At 39.3% G+C, this 24,128-nt stretch carries 21 protein-coding genes and 1 tRNA gene; 12 read left to right on the top strand and 10 right to left on the bottom strand.

Features of this window, described 5'->3' with window-relative positions; all coding sequences use genetic code 11:
- Positions 1-1,892: 1,892 nt before the first annotated feature.
- A tRNA-Leu gene (locus ESZ39_RS10620) sits at positions 1,893-1,977 on the bottom strand.
- A 140-nt stretch (positions 1,978-2,117) separates the two neighbouring features.
- On the bottom strand, positions 2,118-2,525 hold the full coding sequence (locus tag ESZ39_RS10615) for a hypothetical protein (RefSeq protein WP_146879884.1): 408 nt from the start codon (positions 2,523-2,525) through the stop codon (positions 2,118-2,120).
- A gap of 146 nt (positions 2,526-2,671) precedes the next feature.
- On the opposite strand from ESZ39_RS10615, the gene ESZ39_RS10610 reads away from it, so the two are divergent.
- Positions 2,672-3,172 (top strand): RDD family protein, encoded by a 501-nt coding sequence (locus ESZ39_RS10610; protein WP_146879883.1) that lies wholly within the window; start codon positions 2,672-2,674, stop codon positions 3,170-3,172.
- 145 nt (positions 3,173-3,317) lie between these two features.
- Here the strand turns inward: ESZ39_RS10610 and lptG are convergent, their stop codons facing one another.
- Both lptG and lptF read right to left on the bottom strand, forming a co-directional pair.
- Positions 3,318-4,385 (bottom strand): LPS export ABC transporter permease LptG, encoded by a 1,068-nt coding sequence (gene lptG / locus ESZ39_RS10605; protein WP_146879882.1) that lies wholly within the window; start codon positions 4,383-4,385, stop codon positions 3,318-3,320.
- On the bottom strand, positions 4,385-5,509 hold the full coding sequence (gene lptF / locus ESZ39_RS10600; RefSeq protein WP_146879881.1) for an LPS export ABC transporter permease LptF: 1,125 nt from the start codon (positions 5,507-5,509) through the stop codon (positions 4,385-4,387). The genes lptG and lptF overlap by 1 nt, the downstream gene beginning before the upstream one ends.
- A 239-nt stretch (positions 5,510-5,748) precedes the next feature.
- Between lptF and pepA the strand changes: the two genes are divergently transcribed.
- The 4 genes from pepA (at position 5,749) to ESZ39_RS10580 (ending at position 11,172) form a co-directional block, all read left to right on the top strand.
- The gene (pepA, locus tag ESZ39_RS10595) at positions 5,749-7,254 is read left to right on the top strand and encodes a leucyl aminopeptidase (protein ID WP_146879880.1); all 1,506 of its coding nucleotides are present in this window, start codon (positions 5,749-5,751) and stop codon (positions 7,252-7,254) included.
- A gap of 31 nt (positions 7,255-7,285) precedes the next feature.
- Positions 7,286-7,762 (top strand): DNA polymerase III subunit chi, encoded by a 477-nt coding sequence (locus tag ESZ39_RS10590; RefSeq protein WP_146879879.1) that lies wholly within the window; start codon positions 7,286-7,288, stop codon positions 7,760-7,762.
- Between the two features lie 22 nt (positions 7,763-7,784).
- Positions 7,785-10,655 (top strand): valine--tRNA ligase, encoded by a 2,871-nt coding sequence (locus ESZ39_RS10585; RefSeq protein ID WP_146879878.1) that lies wholly within the window; start codon positions 7,785-7,787, stop codon positions 10,653-10,655.
- Between the two features lie 307 nt (positions 10,656-10,962).
- Positions 10,963-11,172, top strand: coding sequence for a cold-shock protein (locus ESZ39_RS10580; protein ID WP_146879877.1), 210 nt, complete (start codon positions 10,963-10,965; stop codon positions 11,170-11,172).
- Between the two features lie 1,023 nt (positions 11,173-12,195).
- On the opposite strand, the gene hemH is transcribed toward ESZ39_RS10580, so the two are convergent.
- Positions 12,196-13,212 (bottom strand): ferrochelatase, encoded by a 1,017-nt coding sequence (gene hemH, locus ESZ39_RS10575; protein ID WP_146879876.1) that lies wholly within the window; start codon positions 13,210-13,212, stop codon positions 12,196-12,198.
- Between the two features lie 8 nt (positions 13,213-13,220).
- A complete protein-coding gene (locus ESZ39_RS10570; protein ID WP_146879875.1) occupies positions 13,221-13,799 on the bottom strand; it encodes a glutathione peroxidase in 579 nt (192 codons plus the stop codon).
- A 358-nt stretch (positions 13,800-14,157) separates the two neighbouring features.
- Between ESZ39_RS10570 and ccmA the strand changes: the two genes are divergently transcribed.
- From ccmA to ccmE, 5 genes are read left to right on the top strand one after another with little or no spacing between them, the layout of a single operon-like run.
- A complete protein-coding gene (gene ccmA / locus ESZ39_RS10565) occupies positions 14,158-14,829 on the top strand; it encodes a cytochrome c biogenesis heme-transporting ATPase CcmA (RefSeq protein WP_146879874.1) in 672 nt (223 codons plus the stop codon).
- Positions 14,830-14,840: 11 nt separating this feature from the next.
- Positions 14,841-15,524, top strand: coding sequence for a heme exporter protein CcmB (ccmB, locus tag ESZ39_RS10560; protein WP_146879873.1), 684 nt, complete (start codon positions 14,841-14,843; stop codon positions 15,522-15,524).
- Positions 15,525-15,528: 4 nt separating this feature from the next.
- Positions 15,529-16,284: a heme ABC transporter permease gene (locus ESZ39_RS10555; RefSeq protein ID WP_146879886.1), complete on the top strand. Its 756-nt coding sequence runs from the start codon at positions 15,529-15,531 to the stop codon at positions 16,282-16,284.
- Positions 16,274-16,507, top strand: coding sequence for a heme exporter protein CcmD (gene ccmD, locus ESZ39_RS10550; RefSeq protein ID WP_146879872.1), 234 nt, complete (start codon positions 16,274-16,276; stop codon positions 16,505-16,507). Before ESZ39_RS10555 ends, ccmD begins: the two co-directional genes overlap by 11 nt.
- 11 nt (positions 16,508-16,518) lie before the next feature.
- On the top strand, positions 16,519-17,031 hold the full coding sequence (gene ccmE, locus ESZ39_RS10545) for a cytochrome c maturation protein CcmE (protein ID WP_146879871.1): 513 nt from the start codon (positions 16,519-16,521) through the stop codon (positions 17,029-17,031).
- 176 nt (positions 17,032-17,207) lie between these two features.
- Here ccmE and ESZ39_RS10540 read toward each other — a convergent pair whose 3' ends face one another.
- Positions 17,208-17,816 carry a TetR/AcrR family transcriptional regulator gene (locus ESZ39_RS10540; RefSeq protein WP_191321758.1) on the bottom strand — a complete coding sequence of 203 codons (609 nt, stop codon included), beginning with the start codon at positions 17,814-17,816 and terminating at the stop codon, positions 17,208-17,210.
- Positions 17,817-18,253: 437 nt separating this feature from the next.
- Here ESZ39_RS10540 and ESZ39_RS10535 point away from each other — a divergent pair, with 437 nt between their 5' ends.
- Positions 18,254-19,432 (top strand): efflux RND transporter periplasmic adaptor subunit, encoded by a 1,179-nt coding sequence (locus ESZ39_RS10535; protein ID WP_146879869.1) that lies wholly within the window; start codon positions 18,254-18,256, stop codon positions 19,430-19,432.
- The gene (locus ESZ39_RS10530) at positions 19,429-22,518 is read left to right on the top strand and encodes an efflux RND transporter permease subunit (RefSeq protein WP_146879868.1); all 3,090 of its coding nucleotides are present in this window, start codon (positions 19,429-19,431) and stop codon (positions 22,516-22,518) included. Before ESZ39_RS10535 ends, ESZ39_RS10530 begins: the two co-directional genes overlap by 4 nt.
- 96 nt (positions 22,519-22,614) lie before the next feature.
- On the opposite strand, the gene ESZ39_RS17780 is transcribed toward ESZ39_RS10530, so the two are convergent.
- The 3 genes from ESZ39_RS17780 to ESZ39_RS10520 all read right to left on the bottom strand — a co-directional run bounded on the left by ESZ39_RS17780 (position 22,615) and on the right by ESZ39_RS10520 (position 23,979).
- The gene (locus ESZ39_RS17780) at positions 22,615-22,764 is read right to left on the bottom strand and encodes a hypothetical protein (RefSeq protein WP_191321757.1); all 150 of its coding nucleotides are present in this window, start codon (positions 22,762-22,764) and stop codon (positions 22,615-22,617) included.
- A 91-nt stretch (positions 22,765-22,855) separates the two neighbouring features.
- Positions 22,856-23,206: a ribonuclease E inhibitor RraB gene (rraB, locus tag ESZ39_RS10525; protein ID WP_146879867.1), complete on the bottom strand. Its 351-nt coding sequence runs from the start codon at positions 23,204-23,206 to the stop codon at positions 22,856-22,858.
- On the bottom strand, positions 23,206-23,979 hold the full coding sequence (locus ESZ39_RS10520; protein WP_146879866.1) for a 1-acylglycerol-3-phosphate O-acyltransferase: 774 nt from the start codon (positions 23,977-23,979) through the stop codon (positions 23,206-23,208). The genes rraB and ESZ39_RS10520 overlap by 1 nt, the downstream gene beginning before the upstream one ends.
- Between the last annotated feature and the right edge of the window lie 149 nt (positions 23,980-24,128).

Below are 24,128 nucleotides of genomic sequence, written 5' to 3'. Positions count from 1 at the left end.
CACACAAATTGCATGATAACTAATTGTTAAAGAAAGCTAGTTTATCTCTGAGGAGAAAACTAACCGAAACAAAATCTCATTCGCTTTGTTTCGTTGCTGCAGGCCTTGCCTGAAGCGAGATGCGCATCATACGCACCTGAGTTTTAATGTCAACGTTTATTTCTAATTAAAAAGTATTTTTTTAACTTTCTTTTCAGAAGATTTAAATTTACTCTTAAAACGTTAAGTTAACTTAGTTGGTTTACACCACGTTAAGTAACTCATTAAAACCGTTCGTTTGGGTTACCCCTTGGAACTGGAGCGCATTCTAGCGATTTCTGACTGCACGTCAACACTTAATTGTCATTAAATGTTGATTAAGTGTTTGTTTGCTTTTTAATTGTACAAACCCTACTGTGAATGGTTATTAAAGCACCGTTGTTGTTGATTTTTAACCAATAATATATATAAGTATCTTATTAGTGAAAAAGTTATGTTGAATAATTTTGTTCTTTACAGGCTATTTTTAATCAATTTATCTTATCTTTACCAATAAATAGTTACCAAACCACTATATTCATCTCTTAGGAGGACAAAACTGCATTCTTATAGAGAAGTCATTCCACACGACTCACATTTTCATTAAAGCCCTATTAATAGACAGTATTGTGAAACTCATCTTGCTAGAGATAAATTTAGTTCACTGACTTTGCATACTATGAAACATCAGTACATTAATAGGGAGTAAATTTACGCCTCGTAGATTTAGGCTATTCTCTACTTGTCTGGCTTAATTACCTTAAGACTGCACTTTCATAAACCTATAAAATTAGTTTTAACTCATTACCTGTAGGGCAGTATTACTTTTATACTTAGTAAAGAGCATATTGCGCATTGTTGACACTCACTTTTCATTATCACAGTTTTAGCCATCCATTCTTTTGGGGTATAAGTAATACCAATCCCATTAAGTTATTGCTCACTTGTACTAGTTAAAATAGCTCAAGGCTGTGTTGCTCTCAATCCCAATAGCCAGCTATTGCTCAATCGAGCGCCTTACCTTGAGTTATTTTTCCTGCGCACAACAAGATCACAAACTTAATGGAACTGGTATAATAATGTTTAAGCCAAATAATCATTAGCAAAAAGATTATTTGGCACTATAGTAGCATCCTATAATTGTTAGTTATGGGTTGTTAGTTATGAGTAGGAAAGAACATCATGAAGACCGACATTTTACTTTATTATTTATCTTCCTAAGCGGCGTTTAAAAATAAGTTTGGTGGCTAAAATAGGTTTACTTAAGAAGTAGACGTTTGGGCTAACGAGTTATGAGCTGCTATCTATGAAAGTTGACAGTTCAATTACAACGAGGCAACAGCTAAAATGTTATTTTATACATTATTTACACTTTGTTTAGCATAGAGGAAAGATGAGTATTGGTTTACTTATGAGTGCTCATATCGAGAAGTATAGTGTTAGGGGGAAGAAGGTTTTATACCCATTTGATTAATTAGATCCAAGTCGAGTTATAATTAGAGCGTGTAGAAAATCTGAGGTGGTTATTCGAGTCTGCGTATTTCACTTCAGTTATAGCACTTAAAAACAGCGTAATATATCTTGATTAATGACGACACTAGATCAAGAAAAATATTTGCTCAACTATGGTTTACTCAGTATCTCAACCAACGAAATACAAAGTATAAATAACGATTTAGTATCACAACTAAATTTATAGCGTTTTACTTATTTTGATAAGAGTAAATTCAGCGCATGAAAAAATTTAGCTTTGGTGAAGTGCTACAACAATAAAAGGCTAAAATACATAGTAGTGTTATTATATTTCAGGCACAAAAAAACCGACTTTTATTGTCGGTTGTTTCTGTTATAGCCCTTTAAGAACAAGGGAAGAATGGTACCAGCGGTCGGACTCGAACCGACACGTCTTTCGACAGGGGATTTTGAATCCCCCATGTATACCAATTTCATCACGCTGGCATTTGCTTTTCTACAACTTAACGTTTTTCTGTAACTTCAATAATGCAAAACATAATTGAATAGGCAGGCATTATACGAAAAATAACTCTCTTGGCAATAGTTTTTCTTTCATTATCACTTAAGTGCTGTTTATTTGTTCATCAAGCGAAAATCCCAACAGGTTTTAGCTGTTTTTCTAGCCAAACTCTGGCATCAAATACATTATCAAAAAAAGCATGCTTGATACCTGCGGCTCGATAGATTTTGGTAAATAAGTTTTCACTTAGCTGTGATGTTGTGCAATGTGCAAGATTTAAGGCCACGGCTTTAGTCTTGCTATGACGAATAAAGTTTATATGATATTCAAGACCAGCTTCAACACTGTTCGCTTCGCCTTTAGGTGTAAGTAAAACACCAAAATTACTCGGGTCAACTTGTGTAACGGCCCAAGACAACTTTTGATGTAAGCAGTCTAAATACTCAATATTCCAAGGCCCTTGCGCCGCAATCAAGATCATGCTGTCTTCTATGGTGAGTTCCAACTCGCTATTGGGGGCAAAAACCGTCATTATTAAACCTCTTTTTTTATAATCTAAGCACTTAATTTTTACATTTGTTTATCTAAATATATCTGAAAATTAAAAATATCACTCTCTCACTTATACTTTTAAATGCCTTTTGCTAAACTAGCACAAATTTGTCTATTGATGTGGCTATGTCTTTAACTTCTAATTCACCTTTTCCTCGTGCTGGCTTTCGACGTCGTTTGGCTTCATGGTTGTATGATGCTTTAATTATGATCGCGGTTTACATGACCGCTGGTGCAGCTTCTTTTTTACTCATTTCATTAATGGTGCATTTTGGCATTTTTGATTTACAAGGTTACCCGCACCTAAGCGACACTATCACAAATACTTACTGGCTACTGTGGCCTAATGAACTTTGGAAATTGAGCTGGGTGTCATTTTTCTTTATCTGGTTTTGGTCTAAAAGTGGCCAAACTTTAGGTATGAAGGCGTGGCGTTTAAAAGTTCAAAATCAAGATGGTAGCTTAATCACTAAAACCACCGCTTTAAAGCGCTTGTTACCAACCTTATTTGGCTTGGGCAACTTTGCGGTTTTAGTCGATAGAAAACATAAGTTGAGTCTACAAGACCGTTTAACTGACACTGAAGTGGTGCTTTTAACACTTGAGGCCAATAGGGGCCGACTGTAATTATTTTACGGGCTAACTGATACAAAAGCCGAGGTGGATGCCAAGACTTATTCACCTCAGGTTCTAACGTCAGATTTAAACATAAGCTCTCCAATATTAGGTTTCCTAATATCAGTTTTTAAGCATTTAGTTTATTCTAACCCTGTTAACTTGCCCGTTTATTCATTAAATACAACGCAATACTAACAAAGATTATACTGGGCATAAAAGCGCCAAAAATGGCCGGTAGTTGATACACCAAACTGAGTGATCCCAATACTTCGTTAACAATGAAAAATAAAATGCCTGTGGCAACACCCATCATAATCCTTGCCCCCATCGATACCGAGCGTAATGGGCCAAAAATAAAAGATAGTGCCACCAATAACATCACTGCCAAAGTAATGGGTTGTGCTATCTTGCGCCAAAAAGCTAATAAATATCGGCTTGAGTCTTGTTTATTGGCCTCAAGGTACTCTAAGTAGTCACTTAAACCTCTTAGTGACAATGACTCAGGTTTAACGGTTACCACGCCTAATTTATCTGGTGTCAATGTTGAACGCCAGGACATTACAGCTTGGCTTTCTTTAGTGATTTCTTTTGCACCTATTTGAGTTTCAATAACATCACGTAATTGCCAAGCATCTTTTTGATAAGCGGCACTACTAGCTGACACCCAGCTTGAAAGCTTAAGTTGCTCATTAAAACGATATATTTGAATGTTTTTTAAAGAACCTTGGTCTTGTACTTCGCCAATATGAACAAAGTAATCACCATCTTTTGCCCACGTGCCTCCACTTGATGAAATTAAACTGCCTCCCGAAATCGCTTGAGCACGCACTTGTCGAGCGGCAGCTTCTCCTTGAGGCGCAAGCCATTCACCAATCGCCATACTAACGAGGATTAATAGCACGGCTGATTTCATCACTGATTTAATAATATCAAGCCGTGAAAGTCCTGCCGCCTGCATTACTATGAGTTCACTGCTACTTGCCATCGTCCCCATACCAATTAAGCCACCGATCAACGCTGACATAGGAAAAAATAACGAGACATCTTGTGGAATAGCATAAAGCACGTAAAGCGCAGCGTGAGCTAAGTCATAATTGCCTCTGCCCACTGACTTCATTTGCTCAACAAATTTAATAATGCTACTTAAACTTACAAATACCGATAAAGTCGTAAAAGTCGTAGAGGTAATAACGCGACCTATGTACATATCTAAAATACGCATTAAGCAGCCACCTTATTTTTAGCGATCTTGGCTTTGAATTTTCGGCCACCTTTTCGGCCTTTAACCAGTAAACTTAACCCTAATATGATTACGGTAAAGTGTACCGGCCACAGACCGATATATTGTGGCACGGAGCCTTTTTCTATCCCTGAACGAATCGCGGTCAGTAATAAAAAATAACTTAAAAACAGTAATAATGCCGGTAGCATCTTACCAAACTTACCTTGGCGCGGGTTAACAACACTTAATGGCACAGCTACCAAAGTCATAATAATACAAGCCAATGGAAAGGCGATCCGCCATTGGCTTTCAGCACTTGTTTCTGGGCTTTGTGTTTGATACAGCTCTGCGGTTGGTATCGCGCTAAGCTTGCGGCGCTTATGAGCCACTTTTTGATCTTGAATTTGAATATAATATTTATCAAAGGCAACTTGTCGAAACTCTTTATTTTTGATGTCATTTTGGTAACGCGTACCCTCAGAAAGTATCAAGCGCTGCGAACCTGTTTCTTCTTCAACAACTTGGCCAGTTGCGGCATAAACAAGGCTAGAGTCGATAACACTTGCGTTTGGCGTATTTTGATTAGGTAACTGCGCGACAAATACCTTTTTAAAAGTATTGTCATCACGGTTTTTATCATGAATAAAGATGACCGCTTTTTTATTGCCTGTGGTTTGAAAACGTCCGGCAATAAGTGAACTTAACCCTGAGTCAGCTGCGATTTGATCTTTAACTTGATATTCATACTCTGCTGCCATAGGTGACAAATACAGCGTGAATATACCGGTAATAATCGCAGTAATAAAACCCAGAATTAAGGTAACGCGCACCACATACCACTCACTGACACCACAGGCATGCAGTACCGTCATTTCATTTTCAGCATAAATACGACCATAAGCCAATAAAACCCCAAGAAAAAAACTTAGTGGTAAAATCATACCGGCCAGATCGGGGATCTTGAGACCAATAAAGGTCATCACCAAATGCCCTGGAATACCACCTTCTGATGCGTCATCAAGGACACGAACGAATTTATTGCTGATAAATATTGTCATAATGACAAGAAATACCGCAAGTTGGGTTTTAGCAACTTCTTTGAGTAAATAACGAAATATAATCACAAAGTGATCCTATAAAAACTTAGTTTTTTCTGACATACAGCCATTTTTTCAGTAAACTTGCTATTTTTAGTATTAAACTAAATATAAGCTTGCTAGGTAACGCTGTGCAATACGGCTATAATTATAGCCTTTAGCCGAATACATTTAAAAGCAAGCTTAGCGATTATTTACTGTTTTTAGCAAAATAAATAGTATATTTTCAATAAAATATACGCATTTGAGTCAAATTAGGAGACATCATGGAGTTCAGTGTAAAGAGTGGCAGTCCGGAAAAACAACGTAGCGCCTGTATTGTTGTCGGTGTTTTCGAACCACGTCGTTTGTCAGCTATCGCAGAACAACTAGATGAAATTAGTGAAGGCTATATTAGCAACCTATTACGCCGCGGCGATCTAGAAGGAAAATCAGGGCAAATGTTGTTATTACATCATGTGCCAAATATTTTGAGTGAGCGCGTATTATTAGTCGGCTGTGGTAAAGAACGTGAGTTGGATGAACGCCAATATCGCCAAATTATCAGCAAAACTATCAGCACGTTAAATGAAACCGGCTCAATGGAAGCGGTATGCTTTTTGTCTGAATTACATGTTAAAGGTCGTGATACCTACTGGAAAGTACGTCAAGCGATTGAAGCAACACAAGATTGCCTTTACAGTTTTAACAGTTTAAAAACCCGTAAAGAAGAGCCTCGTCGCCCGTTACGTAAAATAGTGTTTAATGTCCCAACTCGTCGTGAATTACCAATTGGTGAACGTGCTATTAATCACGCCCTAGCCATTGCTAAAGGTATAACAACCTGTAAAAACGTGGCTAACATGCCGCCCAATATTTGTAATCCAGCCTATTTAGCTGAACAAGCTCAAATGTTGGAGAGCAACTACAACAATGTCAGCACTAAAATAGTTAACGAAAAAGAAATGGCAGAATTGGGCATGGGCTCATATTTAGCTGTGGGTCGTGGTTCAGTTAATGAATCACTGATGAGCATTATTAAATATGATGGCGCTGGTGATGATTCAAAACCGCTAGTCTTAGTCGGTAAAGGCTTAACTTTTGACAGTGGTGGTATTTCATTAAAACCAGGCGCAGGTATGGATGAAATGAAATATGACATGGGCGGTGCAGCCGGTGTTTTAGGTGCTATGCATGCACTGGTAGAACTTGCCTTACCGATCAACGTGATTGGTGTTTTGGCGGGTTGTGAAAATATGCCAAGCAGCAACGCTTATCGCCCAGGTGACATATTAACCACTATGTCGGGTCAAACCGTTGAAGTATTAAATACCGATGCTGAAGGCCGTTTAGTCTTATGTGATGCACTGACCTATGTTGAGCGCTTTGATCCAGAACTGGTTATCGATGTTGCCACCTTAACGGGCGCTTGTGTCGTCGCTTTAGGTGCTCATGCAACCGGCTTATTAAGTAGTCATAATCCACTAGCGCATGAGTTATTAAACGCTTCTGAGCAAAGTGGTGACAGAGCATGGCGTATGCCTTTATGGGACGACTATCAAGATCAACTTGAAAGCCCATTTGCTGATTTTACCAATTTAGGTGGTAAAGAAGCCGGCACAATCACCGCGGCCTGTTTCTTATCACGCTTTACCAAAAAATATAATTGGGCGCATTTAGATATTGCAGGTACGGCATGGCGCAGTGGTAAAAACAAAGGTTCAACTGGTCGTCCAGTCAGCATGCTAACCCAGTTCTTATTAAATCGTTCTGGCGCTGAGCAAGGCGAATAGTTTTCACTGAATTTATAGCCGGAATAAAGTCATGCTAACCCAAGCAACGTTCTACAGTATTGAAGAACAAAGTCGTATTGCAGGTGTCACTGAAGTACAGCTGCACCTGCACTATGCCTGCCTGCAAGCGGCTCACTTTTACCGGCAAAATCAGCGAGTATTTATTTATACTCAAGATCAACAAAGTGCTCATGATATTGATGAAATGTTATGGGCCTTTGATCCAACAAGTTTTGTACCACATAATTTAATTGGTGAAGGTCCAAAACAAGGTGCTGCCGTAGAAATTAGCTGGCAGCTCCCGACAAACCGCCGTGCGGTTTTAATCAATTTAACCAGCAATGTGCCTAACTTTGCTCACCAATTTTCGCATTTGATAGATTTTGTACCCCGTGATGAAACCCTTAAACAACAAGCTCGAGATCGTTTTCGAACTTGTCGCCAATGGGGTTTCAAGGTAGCTCACCAAGTTGCTACTGCACCACAAACTATCGATACACCAAGTTAAAATTCTGCTGACGGAAACTCTGATGGAAAAAACATTTACCCCCGCCGATATTGAACAATCCCTTTATAAAAGTTGGGAGGAACAAGGTTACTTTAGCCCAACTGGTGAAGGCGATAGCTATAGCATTGCTATTCCGCCGCCAAACGTGACGGGTAGCTTGCATATGGGCCATGCGTTTCAGCAAACCATTATGGATACTTTAATTCGCTATCAGCGTATGCAAGGTAAAAATACCTTATGGCAAACCGGCTGTGACCATGCCGGTATTGCAACACAAATGGTGGTAGAGCGTAAAATTGCCGCAGAAGAAGATAAAACTCGTCATGACTATGGCCGTGAAGGTTTCATTGATAAAATTTGGCAATGGAAAGAAGAATCCGGCGGCACTATCGGTAAACAAATGCGCCGTCTAGGTAACTCGATTGATTGGTCTCGTGAACGATTTACCATGGACGACGGCATGTCTGAAGCGGTACAAGAAGTTTTTGTTCGCCTATATGAAGACAACTTAATTTATCGTGGTAAACGCCTGGTTAACTGGGATCCAAAATTCCACACCGCAATTTCTGACTTAGAAGTCGAAAATAAAGATAAAAAAGGCCACATGTGGCACTTACGCTACCCATTAGCTAATGGAGCCAAAACAGCCGAAGGTCTTGATTATTTAGTGGTTGCCACTACCCGACCTGAAACTATGCTAGGTGATACCGGTATTGCGGTAAATCCAGAAGATCCTCGTTATAAAGATTTAATTGGTCAACAGGTTTTATTACCGTTAGTTAATCGTTTAATTCCCATTATTGGCGATGATCATGCCGATATAGACAAAGGCACCGGTTGTGTAAAAATCACTCCGGGTCATGACTTCAATGACAATGAAGTCGGTAAGCGTCATCAATTACCACAAATTAACATATTTGATAAAGACGCAGCAATCCTAGCAATCGCTGAAGTTTACGACACTAAAGGTGAAGTGTGCCACGTATATGATGCACAATTACCCACAGAATTTGCCGGGATGGACCGCTTTGTCGCCCGTAAAGCTATCGTGGCTAAATTTGACGAGTTGGGTTTGTTAGTTGAAGTAAAAGAGCACGATTTAGTTGCCCCTTACGGTGATAGATCTGGTGTGATTATTGAGCCGTTACTTACCGACCAATGGTATGTGCGTGTAGAAAAACTCGTTGGTCCTGCCGTTGACGCCGTGAAAGATGGCCAAATTGAATTTGTACCTAAGCAATATGAAAACATGTATTTTGCTTGGATGAACAACATTCAAGACTGGTGTATTTCACGCCAACTATGGTGGGGACATCGAATCCCCGCTTGGTATGACGAAAATGGCAAAGTGTATGTCGGTCGCACCGAAGCAGAAGTACGTGCTAATAACCCCATCGGTGATGACATGAAACTAAATCAAGATGATGATGTACTTGATACCTGGTTCTCATCAGCGTTATGGACTTTCTCTACCTTAGGTTGGCCAAAAGAAACCGAAGATTTAAAAACCTTCCACCCGACTGATGTCTTAGTCACAGGTTTTGATATTATTTTCTTCTGGGTTGCCCGCATGATCATGATGACCATGCATTTCAACAAAGATGAAAAGGGTAAAGCGCAAATACCGTTTAAAAAAATCTATATGACCGGTCTTATTCGTGATGAAAATGGCGATAAAATGAGTAAGTCAAAAGGCAATGTTATTGATCCCCTAGATATGATCGATGGTGTTTCGCTTGAAGACTTACTACAAAAACGTACCGGTAATATGATGCAGCCTAAAATGGCGGCTAAAATTGAAAAGCTTACCAAAAAAGAATTTCCTAACGGCATAGAAGCGCACGGTACTGATGCTTTACGCTTTACCTTAACGTCTGTTGCCACCACTGGCCGTGATATTAGCTGGGATATGAAACGTCTTGAGGGTTACCGCAACTTTACTAACAAACTATGGAATGCTAGCCGTTATGTATTGATGAATACGGAAGAATTTGATTGTGGTCGCTCTGCGTCAAATGAACCTGTTGGCGAAATGGAGTTTTCATTAGCCGATCGTTGGATTATGGGCCAATTACAGCAAACAGTGAAAACCGTGCATGAAGCCTTTGATGCTTTCCGTTTTGACTTGGCCTCACAAGCATTATACGAATTCACTTGGCATCAATTCTGTGACTGGTATTTAGAATTAACCAAACCGATATTATTTAAAGGCAGTGAAGCGCAACAACGAGGTACTCGTCATACCTTAGTTAATGTCTTAGAAAACTTGCTGCGTTTAATGCACCCTATTATGCCGTTTATCACTGAAACTATTTGGCAACGCGTTGTACCTTTAACGAATTTTGAGAAAACTGGCGATAGCATTATGATACAAAGCTTTCCACAGTTTGACCAAAGCCAGTGCGACCAAACCGCCATTGATGATTTAGAGTGGGTTAAACAGTTTGTGGTTGCCATTCGTAATATTCGTGGTGAAATGGATATCACGCCAAGTAAACCATTACCTGTGCTACTAAAATTTGTTAATGCTGACGATCAACGTCGCCTGAATGAAAATGAACAATTCATCAGTGCCTTAGCAAAATTAGAGAGTATCACCCTATTGTCTGACGAAGATAAGGGTCCAGCTTCTGCCACTGCCGTTGTTGGTGACTTATCAATATTAATACCTATGGCAGGTTTAATAGACAAAGATGCTGAATTAGCCCGTTTAGACAAAGCCATTGATAAGTTATCAAAAGACGCTGACCGCGTTCGCGCCAAGCTAAATAATGAAAGCTTTGTCGGCAAAGCACCCGAAGCCGTTATAAATAAAGAAAAAGCTAAATTGGCCGAAGCTGAGTCTATCATGGCAAAAATGGTTGACCAGAAAGCCCAAATAGCAGAAATTTAGTAGTTTGATTCTAAATAAACTATAAAAGCCAGCATCTTAGCTGGCTTTTTTTTGTTGTAAAAAAGTCAGCAGATCTTGGTTCTTTTTAGAGATTCCTTAATTCTAATGTGTTAATATGTCCTCGCGTTGAGTTTTTGCGTTTCGGGATAAGGAGAGATCTTTTGGTCGATAGACCTATGATCAGCCTAGACGCTTTAATATGTGTTACTGAAAACCCTTCTCTGTCTGTATTTCAGGTAGGGAGCATTTACTCCGTATATGGCCATTTTGGCTAAACTTTAATTTTTGATCTGCGAGAAATGTTGGTATGTCTGATACAGTAACTGGTAAAGTAAAATTTTTTAACGAATCTAAAGGATTTGGTTTCATTGAGCAAGAAAACGGCGCTGACGTTTTTGTTCATTTTAGTGCAATCTCTGGCGACGGTTTCCGTACTTTGACTGACGGTCAATCGGTAACTTTCAGCGTAAAACAAGGCCAAAAAGGTCCTGAAGCTGAAAACGTAGTTGCATCTTAATCTACAGTGCATAATAAGCTTTAGTATTAACTAAAGCTTAAATAAAAAACGAAACTTATGTTTCGTTTTTTTGTTTTTAGCGCTGGAAAAATCTCATTAGCCTACTTATACCAATCTCATTAATTATCTGATCATTTCACTTGGTTAAAGCAACCCACTACGGCGTTATTTCTTTAATAATTAGTACAACGAGTTATTAAAATAAACACCTTATACTTGGTGACTTTTCCTACGTATAAAGTAGACCACCTAATTAATGAAATTGGTATTATAATCTGACTAGCTCTAACCATTGCGATAAGTAAGTGAGCATTTATAAGTAATAATATATAGTCAAGAGCACGTGGCTATTGTTGCAGACTGAACATAAGTCCCTCCATCTATGTCGGCAAAACGCTCGATTAATTCTTATACCAATTTGATTAATTAAGTGATCTACTTTTTCATGAGGAAAAATGAAGAAATACAAGGCATAAAATTTAGTCAGTAGTTATTCTACTTATAAATTTTATAACGCTGTAGTTATTCATTTTAACCATTAAAAATGAGCAGGTAATTAATCAACTTGGTATTACATAGCCGTTACTCACTATTCATGGCTTCACAGCATAAGTAAATTCTTGTACATTGATTTCAAAGTCAATAGAACGATGCAAAGCAAATAGCTAACGTGTGTTATTGGAAGCACCGCAGCTGTGGTGTATTTTAACCCGCACGGGTGAGTAATAACTTAATGAAGTGGGTGTGAGCAAGTGGCACAATGCAAGCGCATAATATCGAGCACTAGTTATTGGGACTAAAGGTAACACGGGTATCAAACACTTAAGCCATCTCAGAATCAGCAATTATTTATTTTAATGGCGACTATAACCAAGAACTTAAATAATTACCGAAAAGTAAACGACAACTATTTAAGTTCAATAAATAAGACTACCTAAGCACAGTTGCGTAGCTGAGCAATAACTAACCTATGTAATTTTAGCAAGATAAGCCTTGTTATCTACACTATTTTAAGCAAAGCATTTAATTAATATGTGGCTCTATTAATTCAAGCATAACGTCAATATGTGCATCATCGTCATTTAGCGCTGGAATATAATGATATTTTTCACCGCCAGCATCAATAAATACCTCTTTATTTTCATGTACTAACTCTTCTAAAGTTTCTAAACAGTCGGCACTAAATGCCGGGCTAATAATCGCTACATGCTTATTGCCATCTTCAGCAAGTTTTGCCAAAGTTTCATCTGTGTAAGGTTTAAGCCACTCAGCTTTACCAAAACGCGATTGAAAGGTCATAACATAATCATCTTTACTTAAGCCAAGTTCTTCAACAACTAAACGGGTAGTTTTATGGCTAAAACAATAATATGGGTCGCCCTGCTCTAAAAAGTACTTTGGCATACCATGATAAGAAAATACTAACTTATCAGGCTTACCATGTTCAGCTATATAGTTATTAATACTTGCCGCTAGTGCCTTAATGTATAAAGGTTTGTCATGATAGCCACTTTGAAAATGGATACTGGGGATCCAGCGCCATTTTTTAATTTTATTGAACACGGCATCAAAGGTTGCCCCTATAGTTGGACCCGCATACTGTGGGTACAAAGGTAGAACAATAATATTGTTAACACCGTTTTTTTGAAAATTTTCTAAAGCGTCGCCAATTGAAGGATTACCATAACGCATCGCAACATCAACCATCACGTTATCACCGTACTTTTCGATTAGCACTTGCTCAACTTTAGCTTTTTGTTGCTTACTAATCACTAATAAAGGCGAACCTTCATCAGTCCAAACAGTTTCATATAACTTAGCTGATTTCTTCGGTCGCACTCGAAGAATAATGCCATGTAAAATTACAAACCAAATTAAGCGTGGAATTTCCACTACGCGTGGATCAGATAAAAACTCAGCCAAATAACGCCTAAGAGCCCGAGGTGTTGGACTGTCAGGTGTACCTAAATTAGTTAATAATACACCTGTTTTTGTCGTAAGGTCATGAATTTCTTTACTTTGGCCTGCATATCTTGACATAATTCTCTCTATAATATTTGGTTAATGGCGTTAACAATAACGTCTGAATCAGGCTTTACACGGCTATTAAAATGCTTAATCGTTTTACCATCCGCGCTAACCAAATACTTATAAAAATTCCATTTAGGTGCGGTAGTTTTTTCCGCTAATTTTTTAAAAATAGGGTGAGCGTCGCTGCCATATACATGCACAGGCGATAACACAGTAAAGGTTACGCCATAATTTACAAAACAGATATCAGCGGTATCTTTTTCGTCATCTTCTTCCTGAAAAAAATCATTTGAAGGAAAACCAATAACCACTAAACCTTGCTCTTTATATTCTTTATGCAAAGCTTCAAGCGCTGTAAATTGTGGAGTAAACCCACAATGACTTGCGGTATTAACAATTAACATGGCTTTACCGGCTGTTAACTGACAAAGATCGAGCACTTCTTTAGCATGCAGTTTTTTTTCACTGTGTTGCATAAATGCTAAACACTGTGATGACGCATCAGTGTTAATGTTTTTAGTAATATCGACTTCGGCCTGTGCTTTAACGGTAAAAGTTGTTAAAGCAATAAGGGTAATCAACAATAAGTTTTTCATAAGCTTCCTTTTAGGGCTATTTCTGCCGACATATTATCGTAATTCACTCAGCAAAGACATTGTCCGTGCCGATGATAATGTACTATGCATTATATTCGCTGTTATACGAATTGGATCAATAAATTGATCACTTATTAAAAATTAAATAGCCTTATTAACAAAGCTGTGCGGAAAACCTGTTACTAAGCTTTATTGAACGATATAGTAGCTTGCGATGTGTTTACAGCGATTAAAGTTAAACCTGAAGCACGAATTAAAAACTAGTAGCATAAATCAAAAGCTAGTCGGTTTATTAGGTTATTATCAGCTCAATAGTGACATGACCTCATGCCTACACCTAACAATTAAGTGAAAAAGTTTGTCAACACTACACAGCGAAAAGACAGTATTTACACCGAACGCCAATAGTTTGCTAAGTGCTAATAACTTAGCTTGTATACGTGGAGACCGCGTGTTGTTTGAAGCGCTTAATATTGAGATTTTCGCGGGTGATATTGTGCAAGTTGAAGGGCCAAATGGTGCTGGAAAAACCAGCCTTTTGCGCATTCTTTCCGGCCTTTCTCAGCCCTATGACGGTAAGGTTTATTTTCAAGATAACAGCATTAATCAACACCGTGAAGCATTTCATCAAGATTTACTGTACTTAGGCCACTTACCGGGTGTTAAAGACGAGATGACCGCACAGGAAAACCTTGAGTTTAATCTGGCTTTACATGGCCTAAATAGCGACACAGCAGAGCAAACATTAGCAGAAGTTAACTTACTTGGCTTTGAGGATGCGCTTGCTGCTCACTTAAGTGCAGGACAGCACCGTCGAATATCTTTAGCGCGTTTATGGCAAAGCCAAGCTAAAGTCTGGATTTTAGATGAACCCTTCACCGCTATTGATAAGTTAGGCGTGGAAAAATTAACACAACTATTTTTACAACATACTGACAACGGTGGCTGTGTGATATTAACCACTCATCAAGATCTCTCATTACCCGCAGAGCGAGTAAAGAAAATCACTTTAGCTTATCGTTTTTATTAGGGTCATCATTTATGACACAACTTTCTTACCGCGCGGCCTTTGGCTTAATTGTTAAAAGAGATCTGATGATTGCTTTTCGTCATCGCGATGACATTATCAATCCTTTATTGTTCTTTGTTATTGTCGTGACGCTATTTCCATTAGGTATTGGCCCAGAAAGCACCACCTTAGCGCGCATTGCACCCGGTATAATTTGGGTGGCGGCTTTACTGGCCACTTTGCTGTCGCTAGACAGATTATTTAAGTCTGATCACGCCGACGGCTCATTAGAACAAATGTTATTAAGCCCACAGCCAATATTTATATTAGTGCTGGCTAAAATTGTTGCACATTGGTTACTTACCGGCTTACCATTAATACTTATTGCGCCATTGCTCGCGGTATTGCTGCATTTAAATGAGCACAGCTACGGCGCGCTAATGCTGACACTATTGCTTGGCACCCCCGTATTGAGCTTACTCGGTGCGATTGGTGTTGCTTTAACTGTTGGCATTAAAAAAGGTGGGGTATTACTCAGCTTGTTGGTACTGCCACTGTACATTCCCGTACTTATTTTTGCCACTAGCGCAATCGATACCGCGGCAATGAACTTACCTTATAACGGACAACTTGCTATAATCGCGGCAATATTTTTTGCCTCGTTAACCTTGGCCCCATTTGCTGTAAGTGCAGCGCTGAAAGTGAGTACAAATTAATATGATGTGGAAGTGGCTTCACCCTTACGCAAATCCTGAGATTAGCTATCATTTTGCTGGTAAAATTTTACCTTGGTGCGCGCGCCTAGCTTTTGTTTTTTTAGCTATTGGACTTACTTGGGCCTTACTATTTGCCCCAGCTGATTATCAACAAGGTGATACCTTTAGAATATTCTATTTGCATGTGCCTGCGGCGATGTTGTCTATGGGTATATACTTAGGTATGGCCATTGCCGCGTTATCTAGCTTAGTGTGGCAATTAAGACTAGCTGATGCCACCGCTGCTGCCATGGCACCTATTGGCGCGACTTTTACTTTTATCGCCCTTATTACCGGTGCTGCCTGGGGCAAACCTATGTGGGGTACGTGGTGGATTTGGGATGCACGACTGACTTCTGAGTTGATATTATTATTTTTATACTTGGGTGTTATCGCTTTACATAATGCTTTTGAAGATAAAAATTTAGCAGGCAAAGCAGCCGGTATTCTTGCCTTGGTGGGCGTGATTAATTTACCAATTATTAAATACTCTGTCGAGTGGTGGAACACCCTGCATCAAGGGGCAACCGTGAGTAAACTAGGCCAACCTTCGATGACAGCAGATATGTTTTGGCCATTTGTGGTTTGTTTTATTGGTTTTGCTTTTTTCGTCACCGCTTTAATCTGCTTGCGTTTTCGCAGCGAAATACTTAATCGCAACAGTATGCGCCCTTGGGTACGTGAGTTAGTGGCTACTGAGGAGAAAGTCCATGCAGTTTGATAGTTTCAGTGCTTTTATCGCTATGGGCGGATATGGCTTTTATGTCTGGTTATCCTATGGCGTTAGCCTAATGGCTTTAGCCCTATTAGTTTTTTCTAGTCTCACTAATCATAAAAAAATTAAGCAGCAAATAGCTCAACGTCAAAAACGTGAAACAAAATTACGTCAAGCGGCAGAGCTACAAAACGCACAACCCCGTGCTGACATCAGTCATAAAACTTAAGAGGTAACAGTATGAATCCCCGTCGTAAGAAGCGATTAACGATAGTAACGTCAATGATCATCGGCTTAGGTGTGGTTGCCGGGCTTGTTTTGTACGCGTTAAGTCAAAATATTGATTTATTCTATAAGCCTTCTGAAATATATAATGGCAAACAAGATACCGGTCTTAAAGCCATTAACGGCCAACGTTTACGTATTGGTGGTTTAGTGGTGCCGGGCAGCGTCAATCGTAATAGCGAAAGCTTAAAAGTAAGTTTTAAACTTGCTGATATGAGAATGCCTATTAGCTTCTCTGAGACTGATGCAACGGTTACTGTGAGCTATGACGGTATTTTGCCTGATTTGTTTCGTGAAGGACAAGGTATTGTCGCTAATGGCATTTTAGTTAACGGTAATATCATTGAAGCGAGCGAAGTATTAGCAAAGCATGACGAAAATTATATGCCTAGAGAGCTACTTGACGATGCGGTGGAAAAGCCGGCTAACTCCAGTTATAGTAAAAATCTATTAGAAACAACTTACTAGCACAAATAAACAGGCAACAACAAATAAAGCGAACTCACTGGGGGTTCGCTTTATTTTTTGGTAAATACCGCTATTTCCCCCCTACTTACTTTCGCTACTTACTTTCGCTACTTACTTTGCCAACAGTATTAACCGTGTAAATATCTAAACGATGCATTAGCATTAATCATTAAAAGCTAAAGCGAATAGCCCTTAGTGAACATGGCGATACACGATGTTAAGTAGCGATTAATTTCTGCTTCAGATAGCTGTTTTTTGGTATTAAATTCCACACGCATCCAACATTCTCCTTTCACCATATTTAAAAACTGTAGGGCGGCAAATTTAGGTGCTGGAATAGCTAATTGTTGCTTGCTGTTGAAATTAGTCATCAATGTTGCCACCTCATTAACAATACGCTCTGGACCTTCTTGATAAAATAGCTCAGACAACTGGGGGTAAGATTTTGACTCATAGGCACAAATTTTATGAATCGCCAGTGCTTCTTTTGAGGTCAGCATAGCCAAAAAACGTTTCGCTAAAACAAATAAAATTTCTGCTGGTTCATTGGCGGTATCTAGACCAATTTCAGTCATCTGATACGAATCACACTTTTGCTTTATTGACGCGGCAAACAATTCATCTTTATTGCCAAAATGGCTATATACCGTTTGTTTTGAAACCCCAGCATACTGGGCAATTTCAGCCATACTCGTTGAGCTATAGCCTTGCTCAGTAAAAAGCATGGTAGCGGCATCAAGAATTTGTTTGCTTTTACTTTCACTTTTACTTCGAATATTTGCCATACCACCCATCACCCATATTAACTTTATACTAAGTTCACTGGCTAATTACTCAGTAATGAAAATTACATAAAACGCATGTCTTTAGATTCACTATTATAACAGTTCCATTAAGTTTATGACCTTGTTATACCAATCCCATTAAGTTATTGCTCACTTGTACTAGTTAAAATAGCTCAAGGCTGTGTTGCTCTCAATCCCAATAGCCAGCTATTACTCAATCGAGCGCCTTACCTTGAGTTATTTTTCCTGCGCACAACAAGATCACAAACTTAATCAACTTGGTATTATGCGCAGGTCATCTCAAGATACTCGTTTCAGTGGCTGTTAAAAGCTATTGCGATATCACATAACATACCTCAAATTAGACTAGACAGTCTAGTTTGACTAAACTAGACTAATTGGTCTAGTTTATATGCTATACGTTTAAGGTGCATTCCGTGTTTATAGATCAGCGTACTACAAGGTTTTTTCGTGTTTATGGCTTAGTTTTTTCCTTTGTCTTACTAAGTGCTTGCTCTGAGCCTAATCAAGAAACTGATCAAAAAATTAAGCCAACAACTACACAAGCAAGCAAACAAAGTGCTAATTACCACCAAAGCGCTGACATTCGCACCATATCACCCAGTATGTCTTACGACATTAAACGAGTATATATTGGCAAAGTGGTCAGTAAACAGCTCACGTCATTAAGTTTTGAATATGCCGGTAAGGTAGCTAAAGTTTATGTCGATAGTGGTGACCTTGTTAGTAAAGGCCAATTGCTTGCAGAGTTTGATACTGAACTCCTAACCATTCAACGCCAAGCAATAGTGACAACCATTGAGCAATTTCGCGCACGGGCCGAACTCAATCGTCTAAACTTATCTCGTATCAATAATTTAAGTACTAAAGGTTACAGTTCTAAACAAGCAGTAGATGAGCTAGAGGCTGAAAAAAAGATCATCAGTGCTGATATTTCCCGTCAACAAGCAAACATAGCCAGTATTGAATATCAAATATCACACGCAAAACTCCATGCCCCTTTTGCAGCAGTGATCAGTAGCCGTACCGTTGCCGAAGGAGAAAATTTCAGCCGCAATCAAAAGGCATTTAACCTTATTCAACAGGCTGATCACGAAGTATCTGTTGGTGTACCTATTAAGGTGGCAAGCCAATTAGTTGTTGGGCAAACGCTCTCTATTACCTTAAATAAACAAACGCTTACTGGACGAATATTAGCTATTGGTAAGCAGGTGCATGAGGTTAGCCGCACCATTGAACTGCGCCTAGGCCTTAAGCAAACATTAACTTTTTATAATGGCCAGTTAGCACAAGTCAATATTAAACAACGTGTTGAACAAGCTGGTTTTTGGCTACCTTTGTCGGCATTAACTGACGGTATTCGTGGCCAATGGAATGTTTATCAGGTCACAAATACCCGTAATGATTTATTGACCATATCAGCGACTACAGTTGAGGTGAAATACGCCACACTAGATGCCGCCTACATCACTGGCCTACCCTTAGTGCCACACGAAGTCATTGCTAGTGGTGTACATCGCTATGTGCCAAGACAAATAGTAAAACGGATCACCAAAGCTATTAAGCAAATGGCTAGCACAGGACAAAGTTTATGATACGTTCATTTGTCAAAAATGGTCGTTTAATGTCGTTGGTGCTGACACTTTTAGTGGTGGCAGGTTTAGGGGCGTTAACTAATTTACCGCGTACCGAAGATCCGAGAATAACTAATAGAATCGCTAGTGTTATAACGCAATTACCTGGTGCTAGTGCTGAACGGGTTGAAGTGCTGATCAGTGAGAAGATAGAACAGAGCCTTAGAAAGCTACCAGAAATAAATTTACTCACGTCAAATTCTCGTGCCGGAATTTCAATTGTCCAAGTGCAATTACAAGATGAAATTACCGATCCCAAGCCAATATGGTCACGGGTGAGAGATTTACTTAACGATCTCAGCCCCAACTTACCTAATGGCACACTAACGCCAGTACTAGAAGACGACAGAGGTTACGCTTACACGCAAATAATTGCCCTAAATTGGCAAGGCAGCGAAACAACTAATATTGCTATTTTAGGTCGCTATGCAAATGAATTACAAAATCAGCTAAAACTTGTTCATGGTACCGATTTAGTCAGCATATTTGGCCAAGGTTCAGAGGAAGTACTTGTTGAAGTAGACCCCATTATTAGCAGCCAATTAAACCTTTCAATCAATGATATTTCAGAAAAAATTCTTAATGCCGATGCTAAAGTATCCGCAGGAAAACTCACCAACGCCTTCAATCAGATGCAAATAGAATTGGTTGGTGCATTAAATGATACCAACCGAATTAGTAACATTGCCATAAAGGCTGATGATGATGGCAACTTAGTGCGCTTAGGCGACATTGCTGATATTCGAAAAACGGTCAATTACCCGCCAACCGAAATAGCCATGGTCAACAATCAACAAGCAGTAGTTGTTGCTACCCGCATGTTGCCAAACTTACGTATCGACCAATGGAGTACGTCGGTGCAAAAAGCGTTAACCGCATTTACGCAAACACTACCCAATAACGTCACCTTGGAGGTGATATTCGATCAAAGCAGCTATACCGAAACACGTTTAAGCGACTTAGTCGGCAATATAGCCGTAGGATTTGCCATTATTGCAGCGGTATTACTGATTACCTTAGGCTGGCAAGCCGCTTTGATTGTAACCTTATCGCTGCCATTAACCGTGTTGTTTACCTTATCAGTAATGAATTTTTATGGCCTGCCCATACACCAGATGTCGGTAACGGGTTTAGTGGTTGCTTTGGGTATTATGGTGGACAATGCCATTGTCATGGCAGATACAGTAAAAACCAATATCGAAAAGGGCCAACGTAGACTGGACGCGGTATCTAATGCAGTCAATCACTTGTGGTTACCTTTGCTGGGTTCAACATTAACCACAATTTTAGCTTTTATGCCAATTGTGCTTATGCCAGGGCCTGCCGGTGAGTTTGTTGGCGGTATTGCACTCAGTGTTATATTTTCTTTAGTAGGCTCTTATATTATATCTCACACCATTGTTGCGGGGTTAGCGGGTCGTTTTATTAGCCGACATAGGCATAAAAATGCGACTCGTTGGTATCAAAGTGGCATTACTTTGCCAGCGCTAAATCGTAGCTTTGTGCGCTTGCTTAACTGGTCACTCAGACACAGAAAACTGGTGATCACCTTGGTATTTTGTTTGCCTTTATTAGGTTTTATTGCCGCTAAACAGCTGCAAGAGCAATTTTTCCCATCCTCAGATCGTGACATGTTTCAAGTAGAACTTTTTTTACCCGCACAAAGCAGCATCATCAATACTCAGCGGGTTAGTAAAGTCCTTACCCACTACCTTGAAGCGCTCGATGGTATTGAATCGGTGCGCTGGTTTATTGGTAAAAATGCCCCCTCTTTTTACTATAATTTAATGCCAACCAAAGATGGCGCGCAGTATTACGCTCAAGGCATGGTAACTGCGACAAATTTTGCGGCGGCGAACCGTTTAATTCCCCAAATCCAACGAACACTTGATGATATGTTGCCCGAGGCACAAATATTAGTCAGAAAACTGGAACAAGGCCCCCCTTTTAACGCACCGGTTGAGTTGCGTATTTTTGGCCCAAATCTTGACCGCTTAAAAGCAATTGGTGATGATATTCGCGCTTTTATGGCCGCAACCCAAGACATTACCCATAGCCGTTCAACACTACAACCTGGCACACCAAAAGTTTGGCTTAATATTGACGAAGCAAAAGCTAACTTAGCTGGCTTGTCGTTAGTACAGGTGGCAAAGCAACTTAATACCACACTGTCAGGTCAAACCAACGGCTCGGTTATTGAGGCAACAGAGTCAATCCCTGTACGGGTTAGAATTGGTAACGAACAACGAGATGACTTAGCGGCGCTGGCCAACATTAACATTATTAATCCAAACTCAAAGCAGTCAATTGCGCTAACTGCCATCGCAGATTTAGAAATTAAACCCAGTCGTGGTGCCATTCCGCATCGCAATGGCGTACGAGTAAATGTTATTGAAGGCTATATTCGTGCAGACGTTTTACCGTCCATCGTACTCAACCGCATCAAAGAGAATATGGCTAAGGCTGACTACCAATTACCTAATGGTTATCAGCTAGAGTTCGGCGGTGAATCGGCAGAGCGTAATAAAGCGGTGGGTAAGCTCATGGCCAGTGTGGGTTTGATACTAACCCTACTACTGACAGTTGTGGTGCTGTCGTTTAATTCTTTTAGACTCAGTGCGATTATATTTTTATCCGCATTTCAATCTATTGGCTTAGGCTTACTGAGCGTTTATCTCTTTGATTATCCCTTTGGCTTTACCGTAATCATTGCTTTATTAGGTTTAATGGGACTGGCTATTAATGCCGCTATTGTCATCATAGCTGAATTAAAAATGGATGAGAAAGCAATACAAGGTGACCGCACAGCTATTATTCGCTGTGTACAAAGTTGCGCCCGTCATATTAGTTCAACGACCATAACTACTGTTGGCGGCTTTCTACCGTTAATTCTTGCCGGTGGTGGCTTCTGGCCACCTTTTGCTGTCGCGGTTGCCGGTGGTACGGTGTTAACCACCCTATTGTCGTTTATCTTTGTCCCGGCAGCATTTTCATTATTAAGTCAACGTAATGCCTTTGAATTAACTAAACAACCCGCGTTAGCTTAATGCGCTTTATATACTGGCTAAAGTTATCGTTAATAAAGCATTGTGGCCGTTGATATACCTGATAAAAAAACGCAAAGTGTTGCCACTTTGCGTTTTTTATAGCTCGGGATTAAAGCCGTTTTTAATTTTCTCTATGCGCTCTTGATGCCGATGATGTGCCTTGAGTGCGGCAACTGAAAACGCACCAACAATCGCAATTAATAGCGCGAAAGTTTCAGGTTGTAATAAAGTATTTAACCATTCCATTGGATAACCTTTCTATTGTGAGTTACTTATTTTAATTGCTGATTGTTCATTGCTGATTATTGATTGCTAATTGTTACTTGCTGATTATTGATTATTCTTCGAAGTATGTACCCCAGCCATCATAATCAACATTACATTTTCTTGCTAATTCGAACATCGTTTTTGTTTCATCAAAAATAATATCAAAATCTAAAGCTTGTTCGGTCACAATATCGAAGGCAAAAACTTTCTCTCCATTTTCTAATTCAGCCTCTTCTGGCTCTTCAATTTCAAAACCGCTTTTAAATGCTGTAATCGCTGCTTTTTCTAGCGTATCAAAGTCTCCACTAGAAAAGTGATGTTCAATGGTGTGGTGAACTTCTTCATTAGTGCCATCTTCAACTAGGGTAGCGATCAATTGTTCGGTATGTTCTTGCCATTGTTGCAATGCTTCATCAATCATTATTTTATCTCACTTTTTTGCTTATCTGGCGAATTCTTGTCATTTTCTGGTGGTAACTTCTGGCCTGTTTCAATATTTAATTGTTCAATTTTCACTAACATGTCACTACGGGTTTTATTGGTTATGTTACGAATTTTATCTTTATCTTCGCTAGATAAATATACCGGCGGTAAAAATTCAACAATCATTTTACCGTTATCCCAACGATTCAAATCTATAGTTTTATGACTATTGCTCGCACAAACAGGAACAATAGGTACCTCAGCTTTTGCCGCCGTGCGAAAAGCGCCTGACTTAAAGGGTAATAAACCACGGCCGTAACTGCGTGTACCTTCTGGAAAAAGCCAGACAGATAGCTTTTTTTCACGGATTTTATTAGCGGTCATATCAATCGTGTTCATGGCTTTATTTTTATTTTTTCTATCAATTAAAATATTACCCGTTAACCAATACATTTGACCAAAAAAGGGGATCCATTTTAAACTTTTTTTGCCAACACTGACGGTTCCAGGTTGGACAGCATTGCTGACGGTGAAAATATCATAACTATTTTGATGATTACAGATATAGACAACAGGGCCTATATTTTTTGTCGACTCAGGTATTCTAACCTCAACCTCTAAACCTAAAATTTTTGCAACTTTGCCAAGGTAATTAGCCGTATGATGAACATTGTCGCGATGAAATGGTCGAATCAAACAAAATAAAATTGAACAAACACAGATGATAACTAAAGCAAAAGTCATCAATATGACACGAATAACAGCTAACAAAAGACATTCCTATAAAATTTACCAGGCGTGATTATACCTGTAATTGATAAAATAGCTAAACCTACCATTAATTGTTATTACAAAGCCAGATTAAGATGTCTGACGCTGGGCAAATTTAGCTCATTTTGGTCGCTGCAATATACTTAAGT

The sequence above is a fragment of the Colwellia sp. C1TZA3 genome, from assembly GCF_007954265.1.
Taxonomy (GTDB): domain Bacteria; phylum Pseudomonadota; class Gammaproteobacteria; order Enterobacterales; family Alteromonadaceae; genus Cognaticolwellia.
The sequence above is the reverse complement of the archived record's forward strand: the minus strand, read 5'-3'. Positions and strand labels throughout refer to the sequence as shown.